Genomic DNA, 16,044 nt, shown 5'->3' with positions numbered 1-16,044 from the left:
CGGGCGACTCCCGGTGTCCATCCGTAGCCGGCGATCACCGTAGGGGCGGTCGACGCGCGCCGCGGACGGATGTCCCGCCCGCGTCAGCCGCCCTGCCCCCGCCGCCCGGGGCTCCGCGGCTCCGTCCGGGACGCCGCCTGTGCCGCGGCCTTGGCGTCCGTGGCGTACACGTCCACGTACTCCTGGCCGGAGAGCGTGAGGATGGCGTACATGATCTCGTCGGTGACGGCCCGCAGCGCGGTGCGCTCGTCCACCAGTCCCGCGTACCGCGCGAACGTCAGCGGCGGCCCGAAGCGGACCGTGACCCGCGTCGCCCGCGGCAGCCGCCGCCCGGTCGGCTGCGCCTCGAACGTCCCGATCACCGCGCACGGCACCACCGGCACCCCGGCCTTGAGGGCCAGCGCGGCCACCCCCGTGCGCCCCTTGTGGAGCCGCCCGTCGTGCGAGCGGGTGCCCTCCGGATAGATCCCCAGCAGCCGCCCCTTGCGCAGCACCGCCAGCCCCGACGACAGCGCCGCCGCCGAGGCCCGGCCGCCGGAGCGGTCCACCGGGATCTGCCCGACCCCGCGGAAGAACGCCGCGGTCAGCCGGCCCTTGAGCCCGGGTCCCGTGAAGTATTCGGCCTTCGCCAGGAACGTCACCCGGCGCGGCACCACCGCCGGCATCACGAAGTGGTCCGCGAACGACAGGTGGTTGCCCGCGATGATCGCCGGGCCCTCCTCGGGGACCCGCTCCAGCCCCTCCACCCGCGGCCGGAAGATCAGCCGCAGCAGCGGGCCCAACAGCACGTACTTCAGCAGTTGGTAGAGCACGGCGGCCCCCTTCACCCGTCCCCCGCCACCGTCGACGCGGCCGGATCGTGCCAGGTCACGGGGGCGACCAGGGCCGTCAGTGTAGGCGCGGAAGCGGTCGTCGGGAACCGCCTCGGGCGCCGTCGGAATCGCACGGCCGGCGCGGGCGCGGGCCCGTACGGGCGACCGCACGGCGTGGCCGCTTGTGCGCCGGGGCGCGGCGGGGTGCCCTGGGGCCGCCGGCGCCGCCCGCCGTCCCCGTGGGCCCCGGTGCCACCGCCCCGAGCGTTCCAGGAGATCCCGATGTCCGTGAACCGCCGACGCCGAACCTCCCGTGCCGCCGTGGCGGCTGGGGTGACCGTGGCGCTGTGCACCGCGCTCGGCGCGGCGACGGCCCGCGGCGCCACCGTCCCGGACCTGTCCGACGGACTGTTCCTGACCGTGTCCGGCGCCGGCGACACCTGGATCCACGGCGTGCGACTCACCTGCCCGGACACCCGCGGAGCCCATCCGCACGGCGCCGCCGCCTGCGACGAACTGGCCGGCGCGCACGGCGATCTGAACGCCCTGCGCGGCGAGCCGCACGGCTGCACCCGGGAGTACGACCCGGTCACCGTCGCCGCGTCCGGCACCTGGCACGGCACACCGGTCGACTGGCGCCGGGAGTTCGGCAACGCCTGCACGATGGACGCGGCCACCGGGGCGGTCTTCCGTTTCTGAGCGCCGCCCCCTCGGGCCGCCGCCCCGCACCGCGGGTCACACCTGCCGCGCCGTCACCACCCCGATCGTGACCAGCGCCAGCACCACCCACAGGAACCAGATCAGACCGTTGCCACCGAACGCCACGGTGTAGGCGGTCGCCAGCACCAGCCCGCACACCGTGCACACCGCCATCGCCCTGGCAGATCCGGGCATACCCGCAACCTCCTCACCACGGCGGCCGGCGGGCGGAAACGCCGCAGGCCGCGGCCACGGGACCATCGTCCCCGGCCGCGGCCCGTGCCGCCAGATCACCCCTGCCCGCCGCTGGCCGGTTCCGGCCGGTCGGGAGGGCGGTCGCTTACTGCCCCCGCGCGTTGAGCGACGCCAGATAGGCGTTGTAGTCCGCGAGGTCCTTGTCGCCGTTGCGCTCCGCGGCCCGGTCCGCGCGCTGCGAGACCCGCTCCTCGGACTTGTACCACTGGTAGACGAGCGCGATCAGCACCAGCACCGAGGGGATCTCGCTGAACGCCCAGGCGATGCCGCCGGCCGCCTGCTGATCGCCCAGCGCGTCGATGCCCAACGAGGCCGGCGGGTTGAGGAAGGTGTCCACCATCGGCTCGGACGCCATCATCAGCGCGATGCCGAAGAACGCGTGGAACGGCATGCCGGCGAACAGCTCCAGGATCCGCATGATGTGCCCGGGGCGGTGCGGGCCCGGGTCCACGCCCATGATCGGCCAGAAGAAGACCAGGCCCACCGCCAGGAAGTGCACCATCATCGCGATGTGCCCGGCCCGCGACTGCATCAGGAAGTCGAACAGCGGCGAGAAGTACAGCGCGTAGAGGCTGGCGATGAACATCGGGATGGTGAACGCCGGGTGCGTGATGATCCGCATGTAGCGGCTGTGCAACAGCGCCACCAGCAGCTCGCGCGGCCCCTTGCGCCCCCGCCCGGCGGCCGGCAGCGCGCGCAGCGCCAGCGTCACCGGTGCCCCGAGCAGCAGCAGGATCGGCGAGAGCATGCTGACGATCATGTGCTGGACCATGTGCACGCTGAACATCGCCATGCCGTAGTCGTTGAGCTTGGTGCACATCGCCACGGCCACCGTCAGCACGCCCAGCACCCAGGCGACGACCCGGCCCGCCGGCCAGGCGTCCCCGCGCCGTCGCAGCCGGAAGACCGCCCAGCCGTACACCGCCAGCGCCAGCAGGCAGCCGACGAGGAAGAACGCATCACCGCCGAACGCGAGGCCCCGCCCGAGCGTGAACGGCGGCAGGTCCATGTTCATGCCGTCCATGCCGTGCCCGCTGTGATGCATCCGCTCGCTCCTGATTCGTACCAATGCTCCGGCGACAAGCGTAGAGGCGCCCCCGGCCAACACGGCGGCCGGGGGCGCCTCTACGGGCGCGCGTCCCCTAAGGAGCTACGGGCACGTCACAGCACGCACTCGGCCTCGTCGTAGCGCTCGGCGGGCACCGTCTTCAGGCTGGCCACCGCTTCCGCGAGCGGCACCAGCGTGATGTCGGTGCCGCGCAGCGCGGTCATCATCCCGAACTCCCCGCGGTGCGCGGCCTCGACGGCGTGCCAGCCGAAGCGGGTGGCCAGCACGCGGTCGTACGCGGTGGGCGTACCGCCCCGCTGGACGTGGCCGAGGATGACCGGCCGGGCCTCCTTGCCGAGCCGGTGCTCCAGCTCCACCGACAGTTGCCGGGCGACCCCGGCGAACCGCTCGTGCCCGTAGACGTCGGTGCCGCCCTCGTCGAAGGCCATGGTGCCCTCGCGCGGTTTGGCGCCCTCGGCGACCACCACGATCGCGAACTTCTTGCCGGCCTCGAACCGTTCGGCGACCCGCGCGGTCAACTCCTCGATGTCGAACGGCCGCTCCGGCACCACGATCGCGTGCGCGCCGGCCGCCATCCCCGAGTGCAGCGCGATCCACCCGGTGTGCCGCCCCATCACCTCGACGATCATCACGCGCTGGTGGGACTCGGCGGTGGTCTTGAGGCGGTCCAGCGCGTCGGTGGCCACCCCCACCGCGGTGTCGAAGCCGAAGGTGACGTCGGTGACGGCGATGTCGTTGTCGATGGTCTTGGGCACCCCGACGATCGGCAGCCCGGCGTCCGACAGCAGCCGCGCCGCCTTGAGCGTGCCCTCGCCGCCGATCGGGATGATCGCGTCCAGGCCCAGCTCGGCGACATGGCCGCGGGCCCGCTCCACGCCGTCCCGCAGGTGCGCGGGCTGCACCCGGGACGAGCCGAGGATGGTGCCGCCGCGCGCCAGGATGCCACCCACGGCGTCCAGGTCCAGCTTGCGGTAATCGCATTCCAAGAGGCCCTTCCAGCCGTCCTTGAAACCGATCACCTCGTCGCCGTGGTCGGCGGTGGCGCGGTGGACGACGGACCGGATGACGGCGTTCAGGCCGGGGCAGTCGCCCCCGGACGTGAGGACACCAATACGCATTGTTCGCAGCAACCCATCGCAACTCAACCGGACGCCCGGACCCCGTCGTCCGGTGGGAATCCCGCTCAGCCTACAAGCGCGCGGGGCCCCGGCACACGGGCGCCCGCAGTGCGGACACCGGCTCGCGCGAAGCGGCCGGGTCCGGACCCGAGGGTCCGGACCCGGCCGCTTTCCGTCGGGGAGGATCAGGCGTTCTCGGTGGCCGCCGCGATCCGCTCCTGGCGCAGCGCCTCGTACCACCGGTTGTCGGCCGGCGGCAGCCCGTTGATGTCCAGCGCCAGCTTGATCAGCAGGTCCGCGATGTGCGGGTTGCGGGCCATGACGGGGCCGTGCATGTACGTCCCGAAGACGGTGTCGTTCCACGCGCCCTCGTAGCCGTCGCCGACGCCGTTGCCGTTGCCGAACCGGACCTTGGCGAACGGCCGGGCGCTCTGGCCCAGGTGCGTCACGCCCTGGTGGTTCTCGAAGCCGGTCAGCGGCGGCAGCCCCAACTGCGGGTCGATGTCGGCCAGTACGTCACCGACGCACCGGTCGCCCTCGCCGCGGGTGCTGACCACGTCCAGCAGCCCCAGGCCCTGCTGGCGCTCGCCGAGGTCGTTGATGAACTCGTGGCCCAGGATCTGGTAGCCGGCGCACACCGAGAACACGATCGCGCCGTTGGAGACCGCGCGGTCCAGGCCGCCGTCCCGGATCAGCCGCTCGGCCGCCAGCCGCTGCGGCCGGTCCTCGCCGCCGCCGATCAGGTAGATGTCCCCGGAGGTGGGGATCTGCTGGTCGGAGCGGACGTCCAGGCGCTGGACGTCCAGGCCGCGCTGGCGCGCCCGCCGCTCCACCACCAGGACGTTGCCCTGGTCGCCGTAGGTGCTCAGCAGGTCCGGGTAGATCCACACCACGCGCAGGCTGTTGTCACTCATGCTCGCTCGTCCTTGTCCGTGAAACGCGCTCAGTTGCCCACGCGGCGGCGCAGGTCCTGGAAGGCCGTGTAGTTGGCGATGACCTCGATGCGGCCGGGCGGGGCCATCCGCACGGCGTCGTCGAGGGACTCGCACACCTCGAAGTCGAGCCCGGCGACCTCCAGCCGCACCGCCAGGTCCAGCTTGCGGTCGCCCAGCACGAAGATCGGGTGCCCGGCCAGCCGGGTGTAGTCCACGTCCCACAGCCAGGAGGTGTCGGTGCCGTCCGCGCCGCGCGCGTTCACCGACATGATCACGGGGGTCGGCGGGCCGTCGATGAGCGAGAACGTCTCCAGCCAGCCGGCCGGGTTCTTCGCCAACAGCAGCCGCAGCTCCCGCTCTTGGAAGGTGACCACGTCGTAGCGCCCGGCCACCGCCTGCACCGCGAACATCCGCTCCAGGGCGACCTGCGGCGGCACGCCGAAGGCGGCCGCGACCGCGGCGGAGGTGGTGGCGTTGGCCTTGTTGGCGCGGCCCGGGAGCTGGAGCTTGATCGGCCAGGCGCTGCCGTGCGGGTCCAGGACGTGGTCGCCGGAGAGCGCCCAACTGGGCGTCGGGCGGCGGAAGCCGCACTCGGCGCAGAACCAGTCGTCGCCCGGCCGCTGCATGACCCCGCCGCACGAGGGGCAGGACCACGCGTCGTCCTTCCACTCCTGCCCGGCGGCGACCCACACCACGTTCGCGGACGCCGAGGCCGCCCAGACGATCAGCGGGTCGTCGGCGTTGGCGATGATCAGGGCCTTGGAGCCGGACAGCCCCTCGCGCCACCGCTCGGCCAGCATCCGGGTCTCGGCGGCCCGGTCGAGCTGGTCGCGCGAGAGGTTCAGCAGCGCTATGGCCTTCGGCGTGACGTCCCGGGCCACCGTCGCCAGGTACTTCTCGTCCACCTCGATGACGCCGAACTTGGCGTCCGAGCCGCCCGCCAGCGCCGAGGTGATGCCCGCGGGCATGTTGGCGCCCAGTGCGTTGGAGACCACCGGTCCGCTGGCCCGCAGCGCCTCGGCGATCAGCCGGGTCGTGGTCGTCTTGCCGTTGGTGGCGGACACCAGGACCACGTCCAGGTGCTTGGCCAGCGAGGCCAGCAGGTCGGGGTCGAGCTTGAGTGCCACCCGGCCGCCGATCACCGATCCGCTGCCGCGGCCCGCCGCGCGCGACACCGCTGCCGCGGCCTTGCCGGCCGTCACGGCCAGCTTGGCCCGCGGCGACAGCGGCTCCGTGTTGCCTGCCATGGTCCTAGATCCTCCTTGCATCCGGCGCACCCCTGCCCTGAGGGCTGCCGGGAGAACGCGCCTCCTCCGCGGCCGCCGACCGGCCGGAGGCTTCGGTCGAGGAGCAGCCTATCGAGATCCGGCGGCCGGCCCGAATTCCGCCACCTGCGTGACCCCATCCGGAATGCCCGACACGTACGCTGGGCCCATGCGCCACCGCACCATCCCCGGCAGTTCCGGCACCCCCCGCCCCCTGTGCCTCTACGGCGATCCGGTCCTCGCCGGGCCGTGCGCGGAGGTCACCGCCTTCGACGGCGAACTGGCCGCGCTGATCGAGGACATGTTCGCGACGATGTACGCCGCGAACGGCGTGGGCCTGGCCGCCAACCAGATCGGCGTCCCGCTGCGGGTGTTCGTCTACGACTGCCCCGACGACGAGGAGCGCCGGCACCTCGGGCACCTGGTCAACCCGGAGTTGGTGGAGGCGGACGGTCCGGTGGTGCGCGGGCCCGAGGGCTGCCTGTCGCTGCCCGGCATCGAGGCCGGCACCCCGCGCCACGACCACGCCGTGGTGACCGGTTTCGACGTCACGGGTCAGCCGGTGACGGTGACCGGCACCGGCTTCTTCGCCCGCTGCCTCCAGCACGAGTGCGACCACCTCGGCGGCGGCCTCTACCTCGACCACCTCACCGGCCTCCGCCGCCGTAGGACGCTGCGCGCGCTCGCCCGCGCCCCGTGGGCGGCGGCCGACGAGCGGGCGGCGGAGCCGGTCTGACGCCGACCGGGTCAGAAGCCCGGGCCGCCGGCGAGGTTCTGCGCGGTGGCCAGTTGGCCCCACAGCAGATCGGTGAGGTGGCGCACCAACTGCTCGCGGGAGCAGGGGCGTTCGCGCAGCCACCAGTCGCCGGCCGCGTGCATCATGCCGACGATCCCGTGCCCCCACACCCGGGCCCGCTCCGCGCCGTCCGGCCCCAGGTCGAGCCGTTCGGCGATGACCTTGGCCAGCTCCTCGCCGAGCCGGCGCAGCAGGGGAGCGGAGTGCCGGCCCACGTCGAAGCCGGACTCCGAGGGGACGTCCTCGTCCGCGGGGTGCATCAGGAAGCGGTAGACCTGCGGCCGGGTCTCGATGGCGACGAGGTAGGCGTCGAGGGTGGCCTCGACGCGCTCCCGGCGCAGTGCCTGGCCGTCCAGCGCGGCCCGGAGGTTGGCCAGCAGGGCGTCGGTGTGCCGGACGGCGAGGGCGCGGTAGAGGCCGCCCTTGTCGCCGAAGTGCCGGTAGAGGATCGGCTTGGTGATCCCGGCCTCGGCGGCGATGGCGTTCATCGACGCTCCCGGGCCGTCCCGCAGCACGATCCGCTCGGCCGCCTCCAGCAGCTCCCGTCGTCTGCGCTCGGTCGCCTGCTGCCGGTCGCCGTCCGTTGCGGCCTGCTCGGTGCCGGTCTGTCCGGCGCTGTCGATGCTCTCCATGGTCGTGCTCCCCACCCTTGTGAATCCGTGGCGCTCGCGCAACGTAACACCCGGACTCCTCGACGCCCGAACTCCGCGGCCAATTCGGCTCCCAGGAGGAGTTGACATCCATTACTGGCTGGTAACAGACTCCGGTTACCGGAAGTAACGGCTGGCCGTACGCACCACTGGAGGGGACATGGCCGAGTTCACCATGGAACTCAACGACGAGCAGAAGGAAGTCCGTGACTGGATCCACGGCTTCGCCGCCGACGTGATCCGCCCCGCGGCCGCCGAGTGGGACGAGCGCGAGGAGACCCCCTGGCCGGTGATCCAGGAGGCCGCCAAGATCGGCCTGTACTCGCTCGACTTCTACGCCCAGCAGTTCTTCGACCCCACCGGCCTCGGCATCCCGATGACCATGGAGGAGCTCTTCTGGGGCGACGCCGGCATCGCGCTGTCCATCGTGGGCACCGGCCTGGCCGCCGTCGGCGTACTGGCCAACGGCACCGAGGAGCAGATCGGCACCTGGGTCCCGCAGATGTACGGCGACGCCAACGACGTGAAGGTCGCCGCCTTCTGCTCCTCCGAGCCGGACGCCGGCTCCGACGTCGCCTCGATGCGCACCCGCGCCGTCTACGACGAGGCCAAGGACGAGTGGGTGCTCAACGGCACCAAGACCTGGGCCACCAACGGCGGCATCGCGGGCGTCCACGTCGTGGTCGCCGTCGTCGACCCGGAGTTGGGCTCCAAGGGCCATGCCTCGTTCATCGTCCCGCCGAACACCCCCGGCCTCTCCCAGGGCCAGAAGTTCAAGAAGCACGGCATCCGGGCCTCGCACACCGCCGAGGTGGTGCTGGAGAACGTCCGGGTCCCCGGTCACTGCCTGCTCGGCGGCAAGGAGAAGCTGGACGAGCGGCTGGCCCGGGCCCGCGAGCGCGCGAAGGGGAGCAAGGGGGTCTCTCCGGCCGGAGGCTGGGAGAGGGTGAAGAACGCCGCGATGGCCACCTTCGAGGCGTCCCGTCCGGCCGTCGGCGCGATGGCCGTCGGCACCGCCCGCGCCGCCTACGAGGAGGCGCTGGAGTACGCCAAGACCCGCGAGCAGTTCGGTCGCCCGGTCATCGACAACCAGGGCGTGGCCTTCCAACTGGCCGACATGCGCACCCAGATCGACGCCGCCCGCCTCCTGGTCTGGCGCGCCTCCTGGATGGCGGTCGCGGGCAAGAAGTTCGAGAGCGCCGAGGGCTCGATGTCCAAGCTGTTCGCCAGCGAGACCGCCAAGAAGGTCACCGCCCAGGCGCTCCAGATCCTCGGCGGCAACGGCTTCACCCGGGAGTACCCGGTCGAGCGGATGCACCGGGACGCCGCCATCTACACGATCTTCGAGGGCACCAGCGAGATCCAGCGGCTGGTCATCGCCCGGACGCTGTCCGGGGTGCCGATCCGCTAGCGGCCGCGATAACGGGCGGGCGGCCCGAGGGCGGCCGGGGCGCGAGGCCCGGGCCGCCCTCCGGCGCCGTTTCAGTTCTTGCCGTCCCGCGGGGCGAAGTGCAGCAGCCGGTCGGCCTCCCGCTGGGTCTCCTGCGCGGCGCGACGGCTCTCGGCGACCACGTCGCCGTGTTTGGAGACCAGGCTCTCGTAGATCGGTGAACCGCTCGCCGGGGCGGGCACGGGGGCTGGGACGGGGGCGGGCATGGGTGACTCTCCTGAAAATCGATCGGGCAGGCGGCGGCAGCCGGGCGCGGGCACGGGCGCGCCGCCGGCGCCCGACTACCCAACCACGCCCGGCCCATGCACCGCCGGCTATGTGATCAGTTACACGTTCACATGGTGAGACGCGGCGCTTGAGGGGCGGTCACGACTCCCGGGCCACCGGGCCGTCCGTCACCGGCTCCGCGTTGCGCCGGGTCTTCGCCCACCCGTTGCGGCCGCGCAGCATCCGCACGAAACCGCGGGCCGACACCACGAACAGGTGATACGCGTACAGCCACAGCGCCATGCCCCACAGCACCGCCGTCAACCGGGACGCCTCCGGCGCGTGGTCGCGACGGTATACCGGACCCCACAGCAGGAACGGGCCGATGGCCAGCGCCGCCAGGATCGCCGCCAGCGGCCAGAGCACCAGCGAACCGAAGCCGCCGAGCACCAGCAGCGCCGCGGTCAGCCCCAGCGTCACCAGGTGCGCCACCGGCTGGCAGAAGGTGTAGAGGGTCTCCAGCACGCCCCGGCCGCCGTAGTGGCGGGAGGAGACGATGCGCGGGGCGTAGCGGACGCACTGGAGGTTGCCCTGCGCCCAGCGGGTGCGCTGGGTCAGCAGTCGGCGCAGGTGCGGCAGGCCCTCCTGGGAGACCCAGGCGTCGGGGAGGTGGGTGACCCGGAAGCCGGCCAGGATCATGTGCAGGCCCAACTCGTAGTCCTCCAGCAGCGCGCCGCGCTTCCAGGGACGGCGCTCGGTGGCGGCTATCCGGTCCAGCGCGGACAGCCGGGTGAACTGGCCGTTGCCGCCCAGCCCCACCGAACCGGTGCGCATCCGCAGCAACTGCATCCCCGCGTTGGACACCGCGAACTCCATGTCCTGGACGCGAACCAGCAGCCGGGCCAGGGAGTTGAGGAACCGACCGCGCTCGGGCAGCGGGCGCTCGTCGTCGACGTTGCGCATCCGCACGCCCACCTGTACGCCGCCGACCTCGGGGTCGCCGAAGCCGGTCGGTCCCGCCGCCGCGGCCAACGCACCGCGGTCCAGCCGCCCGTCGGCGTCGACCACGCACACCACGACCCGCGAGCGGTCGGTGCCCTCCGGCAGGAACTCGCCGAGCTGGTCGTAGGCGGCGTTCAACGCATCGCCCTTGCCGGTGCGGGCGTCGGGGCGCACCCGGCGGACGAGGTGGACCCGGCGGTCCTCCTCGGCGAGCTCGGCGACGATGCGGCCGGTCCGGTCGTCGCTGTCGTCGTCGATCACCCACACGTGGGCGGCCGGGAAGTCGCCGCGCAACTGGCTGACGGTGGCGCCGACCACCGCCTCCTCGTCCCGGCAGGGGACGAAGAAGTGCCAGTCCAGCGCGGTCGGGTCGCCGGGCTCGGTGCGCGGGCGGGTGCGGTAGGAGTGGCGGGACCCGGCCCAGTAGAGCAGGAAGCAGGCCAGCAGGGCGAAGGGGAACAGGAAGATCAACAGGCTGTCGAACACGGGGGTCCTCCGATGGGGCGGCGCGGTCGGTCGGGCGCGGTCAGGCGGCCGCGGCATACGGCGCGGTGCGGGCGGTCACCAGGTCGGCGAGCAGCTCGGCGATCCGCTGGGAGGCCAGGCCGTCGCCGAACGGGCTGGGCAGCGCGGCCAGTTGGGCCCGGCCGGCCGCGCCCAGCGCCAGCCGTTCCCGCGCGGCCCGGCCGAGCTCCGGGCCCGGGGCGACCAAGGTGGCGAAGTCGGCCATCGCCTCCGGGCGTTCGGTGGAGTTGCGCACCACGACCAGCGGCCGGCCCAGGACCGTGACCTCCTCCTGGACGCCCCCGGAGTCGGAGACCAGCAGCGCCGCGTGCCGGGCCAGCGCCAGGAAGTCCCGGTAGCCGAGCGGGCGGGTCACCCGCAGCGGGGCGAGCAGCCCGGCCAGGCCGGCGGCCTCGGCGCGGGCCCGGGTGCGCGGATGCAGCGGCAGCACGACCGGCACCTCCTCGGCCAGCGCGGCCAGTTCGCCCAGGACGGCCCGCAGCGCGGCCGGGTCGTCGGTGTTCTCGGGCCGGTGGACGGTGGCCAGCAGATAGCCGTCCGGCGTCAGGCCGAGCCCCGCCAGGTACGCCAACCGCACCCGTTCGGCCGGGAGTTGGCGGTGCGCTGCCTCGACCACGGTGTTGCCGGTGACGTCGATGCGGTCGGCCGGGACGCCCTCGGCGAGCAGGTTGGCGCGGTTCTCGGGCGTCGCCGCGCACAGCACGTCGGCGATCCGGTCGATCAGCACCCGGTTGTGCTCTTCGGGCATGTTGCGGTCGTGGCTGCGCAGCCCGGCCTCGACGTGGACGAGCGGGAGGGCGCGGGCGTTGGCGGCGAGCGCCCCGGCGAGGGCGGCGTTGGTGTCGCCCTGGACGACCACGGCCCGGGCCGGTCCGTCCCGGAAGACCGCGTCGAGCTGCGCCAGCGCGGCCGAGACCTGCACCGCGCGGGGCTGCCCGCCGACCCCGGTCAGATACGTCGGCTCCGGTATCCCGAACTCGGCCAGGAAGCGGCCGGAGAGCTCCTCGTCGTAGTGCTGCCCGGTGTGCACGACGTGCGCGGCGGGCCCCAGCAGCCGGATCAGCTCGGTGAGCTTGACCAGCTCGGGACGGGTGCCGAGGACGACGGCGACGCTGCGGGGCGGCAGGGCGGGCATGGCGACTCCAGGGGAGGACCGGCGGGGAGGTCCCCCACGGTCGCCGCGGTCCGTTGCCGCGACGGCTGGCGTTCGGTTGCCCGAGGGTTGCTATCCCGCTCCCGCCCCCAAGAGGGGACCTGTGGCCGGTGGGACGTGGGACCTTGGTCCCGTCCCGTACGGGACCTGTGGTGCGCCGCGCCCCGGTCTCCCGGCCCCGCCGCTCAGGGGCCGCCGTCCCCGTCCGCCCGGTACCGGTAGCCCAGCCCGCGCACCGCCTCGATCGGGTCGCTCTCCAGGCTGCCCGCCGCCTGCTGGAGCTTGCGCCGCACCCGCAGCACCGCGAACTTCACCCGGTCCCGGCCGATGCCCTGCGGATCGTCCCAGACCTGGTCGAGCAGTTGGTCGGTGGTGACCACCCGGCCGCGGTTGCGGACCAGCACCTGGAGCAGCCGGTACTCGATGTCACTGAGCCGCGCCTCCTCGCCCCGCCAGATCGCCGAGCGGCGCTCGGGCACCAGCCGCAGCGCGTCGTCCTGCGCCGACCCGGCCCAGCGCGCGGGCGCGGCCCGCCGCAGCAGCGCCTCGATGCGGGCCAGCAGCTCGTCGTTGCCGAACGGTTTGGGCAGGTAGTCGTCGGCCCCGGCCCGCAGCCCCCGCACCCGGTCGCTCTCGGCCCCGCGCGCGGTGAGCAGCAGGACCGGCAGGTCGGTCATGTCGCGGGTGCGCTCCAGCACCTGCCAGCCGTCCAACCCGGGCAGTCCGACGTCCAGCACCATCAGGTCGGGGTCGTCCGCGAAGAGCCGGCGCAGCCCCGCCCGGCCGTCCTCGGCGGGGAGCACCTCGTACCCGGCCCGGGTGAGCAGCGTGCGCAGCGCGGTCGCCACGTCGGGGTCGTCCTCGACGACCAGGATCCGGGTCACCGCGGGCCCGCCCCGTCCGCCTCCGGCCCCGGCCCGCCGACCGGTAGCCGGACGGTGAAGACCGCCCCCTGGTCCGGGGCGTCCGCGACGGTGAGTTCGCCGCCGTGCCGGCGCACCACGTCCCGGCTGAAGGCCAGGCCGAGGCCGGTGCCCGGATAGCCGCCGTGCTCGGCGTTGGGCGCCCGGACGAACCCGGAGAAGATCTCCTCCCGGTACTGCTCCGGCACGCCGATCCCGGTGTCGGCCACCTCGATGCGCCAGGTGTCGTCGTCCGCCTCGGCGACGACCTCGACCCGGCCGTCGGGCGGGGTGAACTTGGCCGCGTTCTCCAGGAGGTTGTCCAGCACCTGCGCCAGCCGGTGCGCATCGCCGTGCAGCGGAGGGCCGGGCCGGCAGCGCAGCACGGTGAACACCCCGGCCGCCGTCAGCGTCGGCATCCGGTCCAGCACGGCGTGCTCGACCATCGTGGCCACGTCCACCGTGTCGAACTCCAGCCGGTGCCGCGGCTCGCGCAACACCGCGGTCTCCATCAACTCGGTGATCACCGACGCCATCCGCTCGGCGTTGCGGCGGATCGCGGCGAGGAACTCCCGCTGCTCCGGGTCGAGCGGGCCGGACGCCGGGTCGGCGAGCAGATCGCAGAAGCTGAGCACGGAGGTCAGTGGGGTCCGCAGGTTGTGCGAGGCGGTGGCGAGGAACGCGTTGCGCCGGCGGGCGAGTTCGGCCAGCGACGCGTTGTCCCGGTGCAGTGCGTGCTCGCGGCGCTTGGCCTCGGTGACGTCCTCGGCGGTCCACAGCGTCCCGAAGGGGTGCCCGTCCGCGTCGTACAGCGGCGCCGTCTCGCGCCGGATGATCCGGCCGTCGGCGAGCGGGAATTCGGCGACGCGGTGCACCCGGCGGGCCGCCAGCGCGGCACTGCGCGCCCCGGCCGGATCCGGCCGCACCGCGAACCGGCCGGCCACCTCCTCGACCACCGGCCAGAGGGGCGCGCCGGGGGAGTGGTCCACCCCGTCGAGCCCGAACAGCTCGATGAAGCGGCGGTTGACGGCGACGACGTGCGCGTCGCCGCTCTGCACGATCGCCGCCCGTGGCAGTGCCTCCAGGACGGCCTGTAGTCGGTCGCGCGCACGGTTCACCCCGCTCACGGTACGTGCGGAGCGGGGCGCGCTCACGGACCGCGGATCCGGCCGCCGCCCGCGCCGCGCGCCGAACGCTCCCCGGTGCGCGACGTCTCCGTGCCTGGCGCCGTCCCGCGGTCGCACCACACCTCTTGACGGGTCGAACGTCTCGCTCTACTTTCCTTCCATAAAGCAAAACATTAATTCCAAGATGCGGAATTGACGCAGTGACCCGACCCCATCGGTCGGACATGCCCGTGACAGGTCGACGCAGGAGTACTCGATGCCTCGAATGACAGCCGCCCGCGCTGCGGTGGAGATCCTCAAGCGCGAGGGCGTGACCAACGCCTTCGGAGTGCCGGGTGCGGCCATCAACCCCTTCTACGCGGCGCTCAAGGCCGCCGGCGGGGTCGACCACACGCTGGCGCGCCACGTCGAGGGCGCCTCGCACATGGCCGAGGGCTACACCCGGACCCACCCGGGCAACATCGGTGTCTGCATCGGCACTTCGGGCCCGGCCGGCACCGACATGATCACCGGCCTGTACTCCGCCATCGGCGACTCGATCCCGATCCTCTGCATCACCGGCCAGGCGCCCACCGCGGTGATCCAGAAGGAGGACTTCCAGGCCGTCGACATCGCCTCGATCGCCAAGCCGGTCGCCAAGGCCGCCACCACCGTCATGGAGGCCGCCCAGGTCCCCGGCGTCTTCCAGCAGGCGTTCCACCTGATGCGCTCCGGCCGGCCCGGCCCGGTCCTGATCGACCTGCCGATCGACGTTCAGCTCACCGAGATCGACTTCGACCCGGAGACCTACGAGCCGCTGCCCGCCTTCAAGCCGGCCGCCACCCGCGCCCAGGTCGAGAAGGCGCTCGCGCTCCTCAACGAGTCCGAGCGCCCGCTGATCGTCGCCGGCGGCGGCATCATCAACGCCGACGCGGCTGGCCTGCTGGTCGAGTTCGCCGAGCTGACCGGCACCCCGGTCATCCCCACCCTGATGGGCTGGGGCATCGTCCCCGACGACCACGAGCTGAACGCCGGCATGGTGGGCCTGCAGACCTCGCACCGCTACGGCAACGCGAACTTCCTGGAGTCCGACTTCGTCCTCGGCATCGGCAACCGCTGGGCCAACCGCCACACCGGCAAGCTGGACCTCTACACCAAGGGCCGGAAGTTCGTCCACGTCGACATCGAGCCGACCCAGATCGGCAAGATCTTCGCCCCGGACTACGGCATCGCCTCCGACGCCAAGGCCGCCCTCGCGCTGTTCGTCGAGGTGGCCAAGGAGCTCAAGGCCGCCGGCAAGCTGCCCGACCGCAGCGACTGGGCCGCCTCCACCCAGGAGCGCAAGGCCCAACTCCAGCGCCGCACGCACTTCGACGACATCCCGATGAAGCCGCAGCGCGTCTACGAGGAGATGAACAAGGCGTTCGGTCCGGAGACCCGCTACGTCACCACCATCGGCCTCTCCCAGATCGCCGGCGCGCAGATGCTCCACGTCTACAAGCCGCGCCACTGGATCAACTGCGGCCAGGCCGGCCCGCTCGGCTGGACCATCCCGGCCGCGCTGGGCGTCGCCAAGGCCGACCCGGAGACCCCGGTCGTCGCGCTCTCCGGCGACTACGACTTCCAGTTCATGATCGAGGAGCTGGCGGTCGGCGCCCAGCACAAGATCCCCTACGTCCATGTCCTGGTGAACAACGCCTACTTGGGCCTGATCCGCCAGGCGCAGCGCAACTTCGACATCGACTTCCAGGTCAACCTGGAGTTCGAGAACATCAACGCGCCGGAGCTGGGCGTCTACGGCGTCGACCACGTCAAGGTCGCCGAGGGCCTGGGCTGCAAGGCGATCCGGGTCACCGACCCCAGCGAGCTGGCCGCCGCCTTCGAGGAGGCCAAGAAGCTGGCCGCCGAGCACCGCGTCCCGGTCATCGTGGAGGCGATCCTGGAGCGGATCACCAACATCTCGATGGCCGCCGCGGAGATCGACAAGGTCAACGAGTGGGAGGAGCTCGCGACCGAGCCCGGTCACGCCCCCACCGCGATCAAGCCGCTCAAGGTCTGACCGCCGCCGTCGGTATCCGGACCCGATCCGGACGGTGTGCC

16 protein-coding genes are annotated in these 16,044 nt (G+C 72.9%); 4 read left to right on the top strand and 12 right to left on the bottom strand.

Features of this window, described 5'->3' with window-relative positions:
* Positions 1–83: 83 nt before the first annotated feature.
* The gene (locus tag PV796_RS06070) at positions 84–812 is read right to left on the bottom strand and encodes a lysophospholipid acyltransferase family protein (protein ID WP_274911882.1); all 729 of its coding nucleotides are present in this window, start codon (positions 810–812) and stop codon (positions 84–86) included.
* Between the two features lie 282 nt (positions 813–1,094).
* On the opposite strand from PV796_RS06070, the gene PV796_RS06065 reads away from it, so the two are divergent.
* A complete protein-coding gene (locus tag PV796_RS06065; RefSeq protein WP_274911881.1) occupies positions 1,095–1,511 on the top strand; it encodes an SSI family serine proteinase inhibitor in 417 nt (138 codons plus the stop codon).
* Positions 1,512–1,547: 36 nt separating this feature from the next.
* On the opposite strand, the gene PV796_RS06060 is transcribed toward PV796_RS06065, so the two are convergent.
* The 5 genes from PV796_RS06060 to PV796_RS06040 form a co-directional block, all read right to left on the bottom strand.
* A complete protein-coding gene (locus PV796_RS06060) occupies positions 1,548–1,706 on the bottom strand; it encodes a hypothetical protein (protein ID WP_274911880.1) in 159 nt (52 codons plus the stop codon).
* Positions 1,707–1,851: 145 nt separating this feature from the next.
* The gene (locus PV796_RS06055) at positions 1,852–2,811 is read right to left on the bottom strand and encodes a cytochrome c oxidase assembly protein (RefSeq protein WP_274911879.1); all 960 of its coding nucleotides are present in this window, start codon (positions 2,809–2,811) and stop codon (positions 1,852–1,854) included.
* Positions 2,812–2,927: 116 nt separating this feature from the next.
* A complete protein-coding gene (locus tag PV796_RS06050) occupies positions 2,928–3,953 on the bottom strand; it encodes a 6-phosphofructokinase (RefSeq protein WP_274911878.1) in 1,026 nt (341 codons plus the stop codon).
* A gap of 185 nt (positions 3,954–4,138) precedes the next feature.
* Positions 4,139–4,867, bottom strand: a complete 729-nt coding sequence (locus PV796_RS06045; protein WP_274911877.1) for a type 1 glutamine amidotransferase — start codon at positions 4,865–4,867, stop codon at positions 4,139–4,141.
* Between the two features lie 29 nt (positions 4,868–4,896).
* Positions 4,897–6,135 carry a MurT ligase domain-containing protein gene (locus tag PV796_RS06040; protein WP_274911876.1) on the bottom strand — a complete coding sequence of 413 codons (1,239 nt, stop codon included), beginning with the start codon at positions 6,133–6,135 and terminating at the stop codon, positions 4,897–4,899.
* 187 nt (positions 6,136–6,322) lie between these two features.
* Between PV796_RS06040 and def the strand changes: the two genes are divergently transcribed.
* Positions 6,323–6,889, top strand: coding sequence for a peptide deformylase (gene def / locus PV796_RS06035; RefSeq protein WP_274911875.1), 567 nt, complete (start codon positions 6,323–6,325; stop codon positions 6,887–6,889).
* 11 nt (positions 6,890–6,900) lie between these two features.
* On the opposite strand, the gene PV796_RS06030 is transcribed toward def, so the two are convergent.
* On the bottom strand, positions 6,901–7,581 hold the full coding sequence (locus PV796_RS06030) for a TetR family transcriptional regulator (protein WP_274911874.1): 681 nt from the start codon (positions 7,579–7,581) through the stop codon (positions 6,901–6,903).
* A 178-nt stretch (positions 7,582–7,759) separates the two neighbouring features.
* On the opposite strand from PV796_RS06030, the gene PV796_RS06025 reads away from it, so the two are divergent.
* Positions 7,760–9,010 carry an acyl-CoA dehydrogenase family protein gene (locus tag PV796_RS06025; RefSeq protein WP_274911873.1) on the top strand — a complete coding sequence of 417 codons (1,251 nt, stop codon included), beginning with the start codon at positions 7,760–7,762 and terminating at the stop codon, positions 9,008–9,010.
* Between the two features lie 71 nt (positions 9,011–9,081).
* Here PV796_RS06025 and PV796_RS06020 read toward each other — a convergent pair whose 3' ends face one another.
* From PV796_RS06020 to PV796_RS06000, 5 genes are all read right to left on the bottom strand, one after another.
* A complete protein-coding gene (locus PV796_RS06020; protein ID WP_274911872.1) occupies positions 9,082–9,255 on the bottom strand; it encodes a hypothetical protein in 174 nt (57 codons plus the stop codon).
* Between the two features lie 160 nt (positions 9,256–9,415).
* Complete coding sequence (locus PV796_RS06015) at positions 9,416–10,744, bottom strand: glycosyltransferase family 2 protein (RefSeq protein ID WP_274911871.1); 1,329 nt, start codon at positions 10,742–10,744, stop codon at positions 9,416–9,418.
* 40 nt (positions 10,745–10,784) lie between these two features.
* Positions 10,785–11,918 (bottom strand): non-hydrolyzing UDP-N-acetylglucosamine 2-epimerase, encoded by a 1,134-nt coding sequence (gene wecB, locus PV796_RS06010; protein ID WP_274911870.1) that lies wholly within the window; start codon positions 11,916–11,918, stop codon positions 10,785–10,787.
* Between the two features lie 203 nt (positions 11,919–12,121).
* Positions 12,122–12,820, bottom strand: coding sequence for a response regulator transcription factor (locus PV796_RS06005; RefSeq protein WP_274911869.1), 699 nt, complete (start codon positions 12,818–12,820; stop codon positions 12,122–12,124).
* Entirely contained in the window at positions 12,817–13,956 is a 1,140-nt protein-coding gene (locus PV796_RS06000) for a PAS domain-containing sensor histidine kinase (protein ID WP_274911868.1), read from the bottom strand. Before PV796_RS06000 ends, PV796_RS06005 begins: the two co-directional genes overlap by 4 nt.
* A 265-nt stretch (positions 13,957–14,221) precedes the next feature.
* On the opposite strand from PV796_RS06000, the gene gcl reads away from it, so the two are divergent.
* The gene (gcl, locus tag PV796_RS05995) at positions 14,222–16,003 is read left to right on the top strand and encodes a glyoxylate carboligase (protein WP_274911867.1); all 1,782 of its coding nucleotides are present in this window, start codon (positions 14,222–14,224) and stop codon (positions 16,001–16,003) included.
* Positions 16,004–16,044 lie beyond the last annotated feature (41 nt).

Origin of the sequence: Streptomyces sp. WZ-12, from assembly GCF_028898845.1 — a bacterium.
In the GTDB taxonomy this organism is placed as follows: Bacteria; Actinomycetota; Actinomycetes; order Streptomycetales; family Streptomycetaceae; genus Streptomyces.
Note: the sequence above shows the minus strand (reverse complement) of the source record. Positions and strands in the feature narration are given on the sequence as shown.

Excerpts from the sequence above, each read along its gene's own strand:
- PV796_RS06020 (WP_274911872.1), bottom strand. The coding sequence starts at position 9,255 with ATGCCCGCCCCCGTCCCAGCCCCCGTGCCCGCCCCGGCGAGCGGTTCA.
- def (WP_274911875.1), top strand. The coding sequence starts at position 6,323 with ATGCGCCACCGCACCATCCCCGGCAGTTCCGGCACCCCCCGCCCCCTG.
- gcl (WP_274911867.1), top strand. The coding sequence starts at position 14,222 with ATGCCTCGAATGACAGCCGCCCGCGCTGCGGTGGAGATCCTCAAGCGC.
- PV796_RS06025 (WP_274911873.1), top strand. The coding sequence starts at position 7,760 with ATGGCCGAGTTCACCATGGAACTCAACGACGAGCAGAAGGAAGTCCGT.
- PV796_RS06060 (WP_274911880.1), bottom strand. The coding sequence starts at position 1,706 with ATGCCCGGATCTGCCAGGGCGATGGCGGTGTGCACGGTGTGCGGGCTG.
- PV796_RS06055 (WP_274911879.1), bottom strand. The coding sequence starts at position 2,811 with ATGCATCACAGCGGGCACGGCATGGACGGCATGAACATGGACCTGCCG.
- PV796_RS06040 (WP_274911876.1), bottom strand. The coding sequence starts at position 6,135 with ATGGCAGGCAACACGGAGCCGCTGTCGCCGCGGGCCAAGCTGGCCGTG.
- wecB (WP_274911870.1), bottom strand. The coding sequence starts at position 11,918 with ATGCCCGCCCTGCCGCCCCGCAGCGTCGCCGTCGTCCTCGGCACCCGT.
- PV796_RS06065 (WP_274911881.1), top strand. The coding sequence starts at position 1,095 with ATGTCCGTGAACCGCCGACGCCGAACCTCCCGTGCCGCCGTGGCGGCT.
- PV796_RS06030 (WP_274911874.1), bottom strand. The coding sequence starts at position 7,581 with ATGGAGAGCATCGACAGCGCCGGACAGACCGGCACCGAGCAGGCCGCA.
- PV796_RS06050 (WP_274911878.1), bottom strand. The coding sequence starts at position 3,953 with ATGCGTATTGGTGTCCTCACGTCCGGGGGCGACTGCCCCGGCCTGAAC.
- PV796_RS06045 (WP_274911877.1), bottom strand. The coding sequence starts at position 4,867 with ATGAGTGACAACAGCCTGCGCGTGGTGTGGATCTACCCGGACCTGCTG.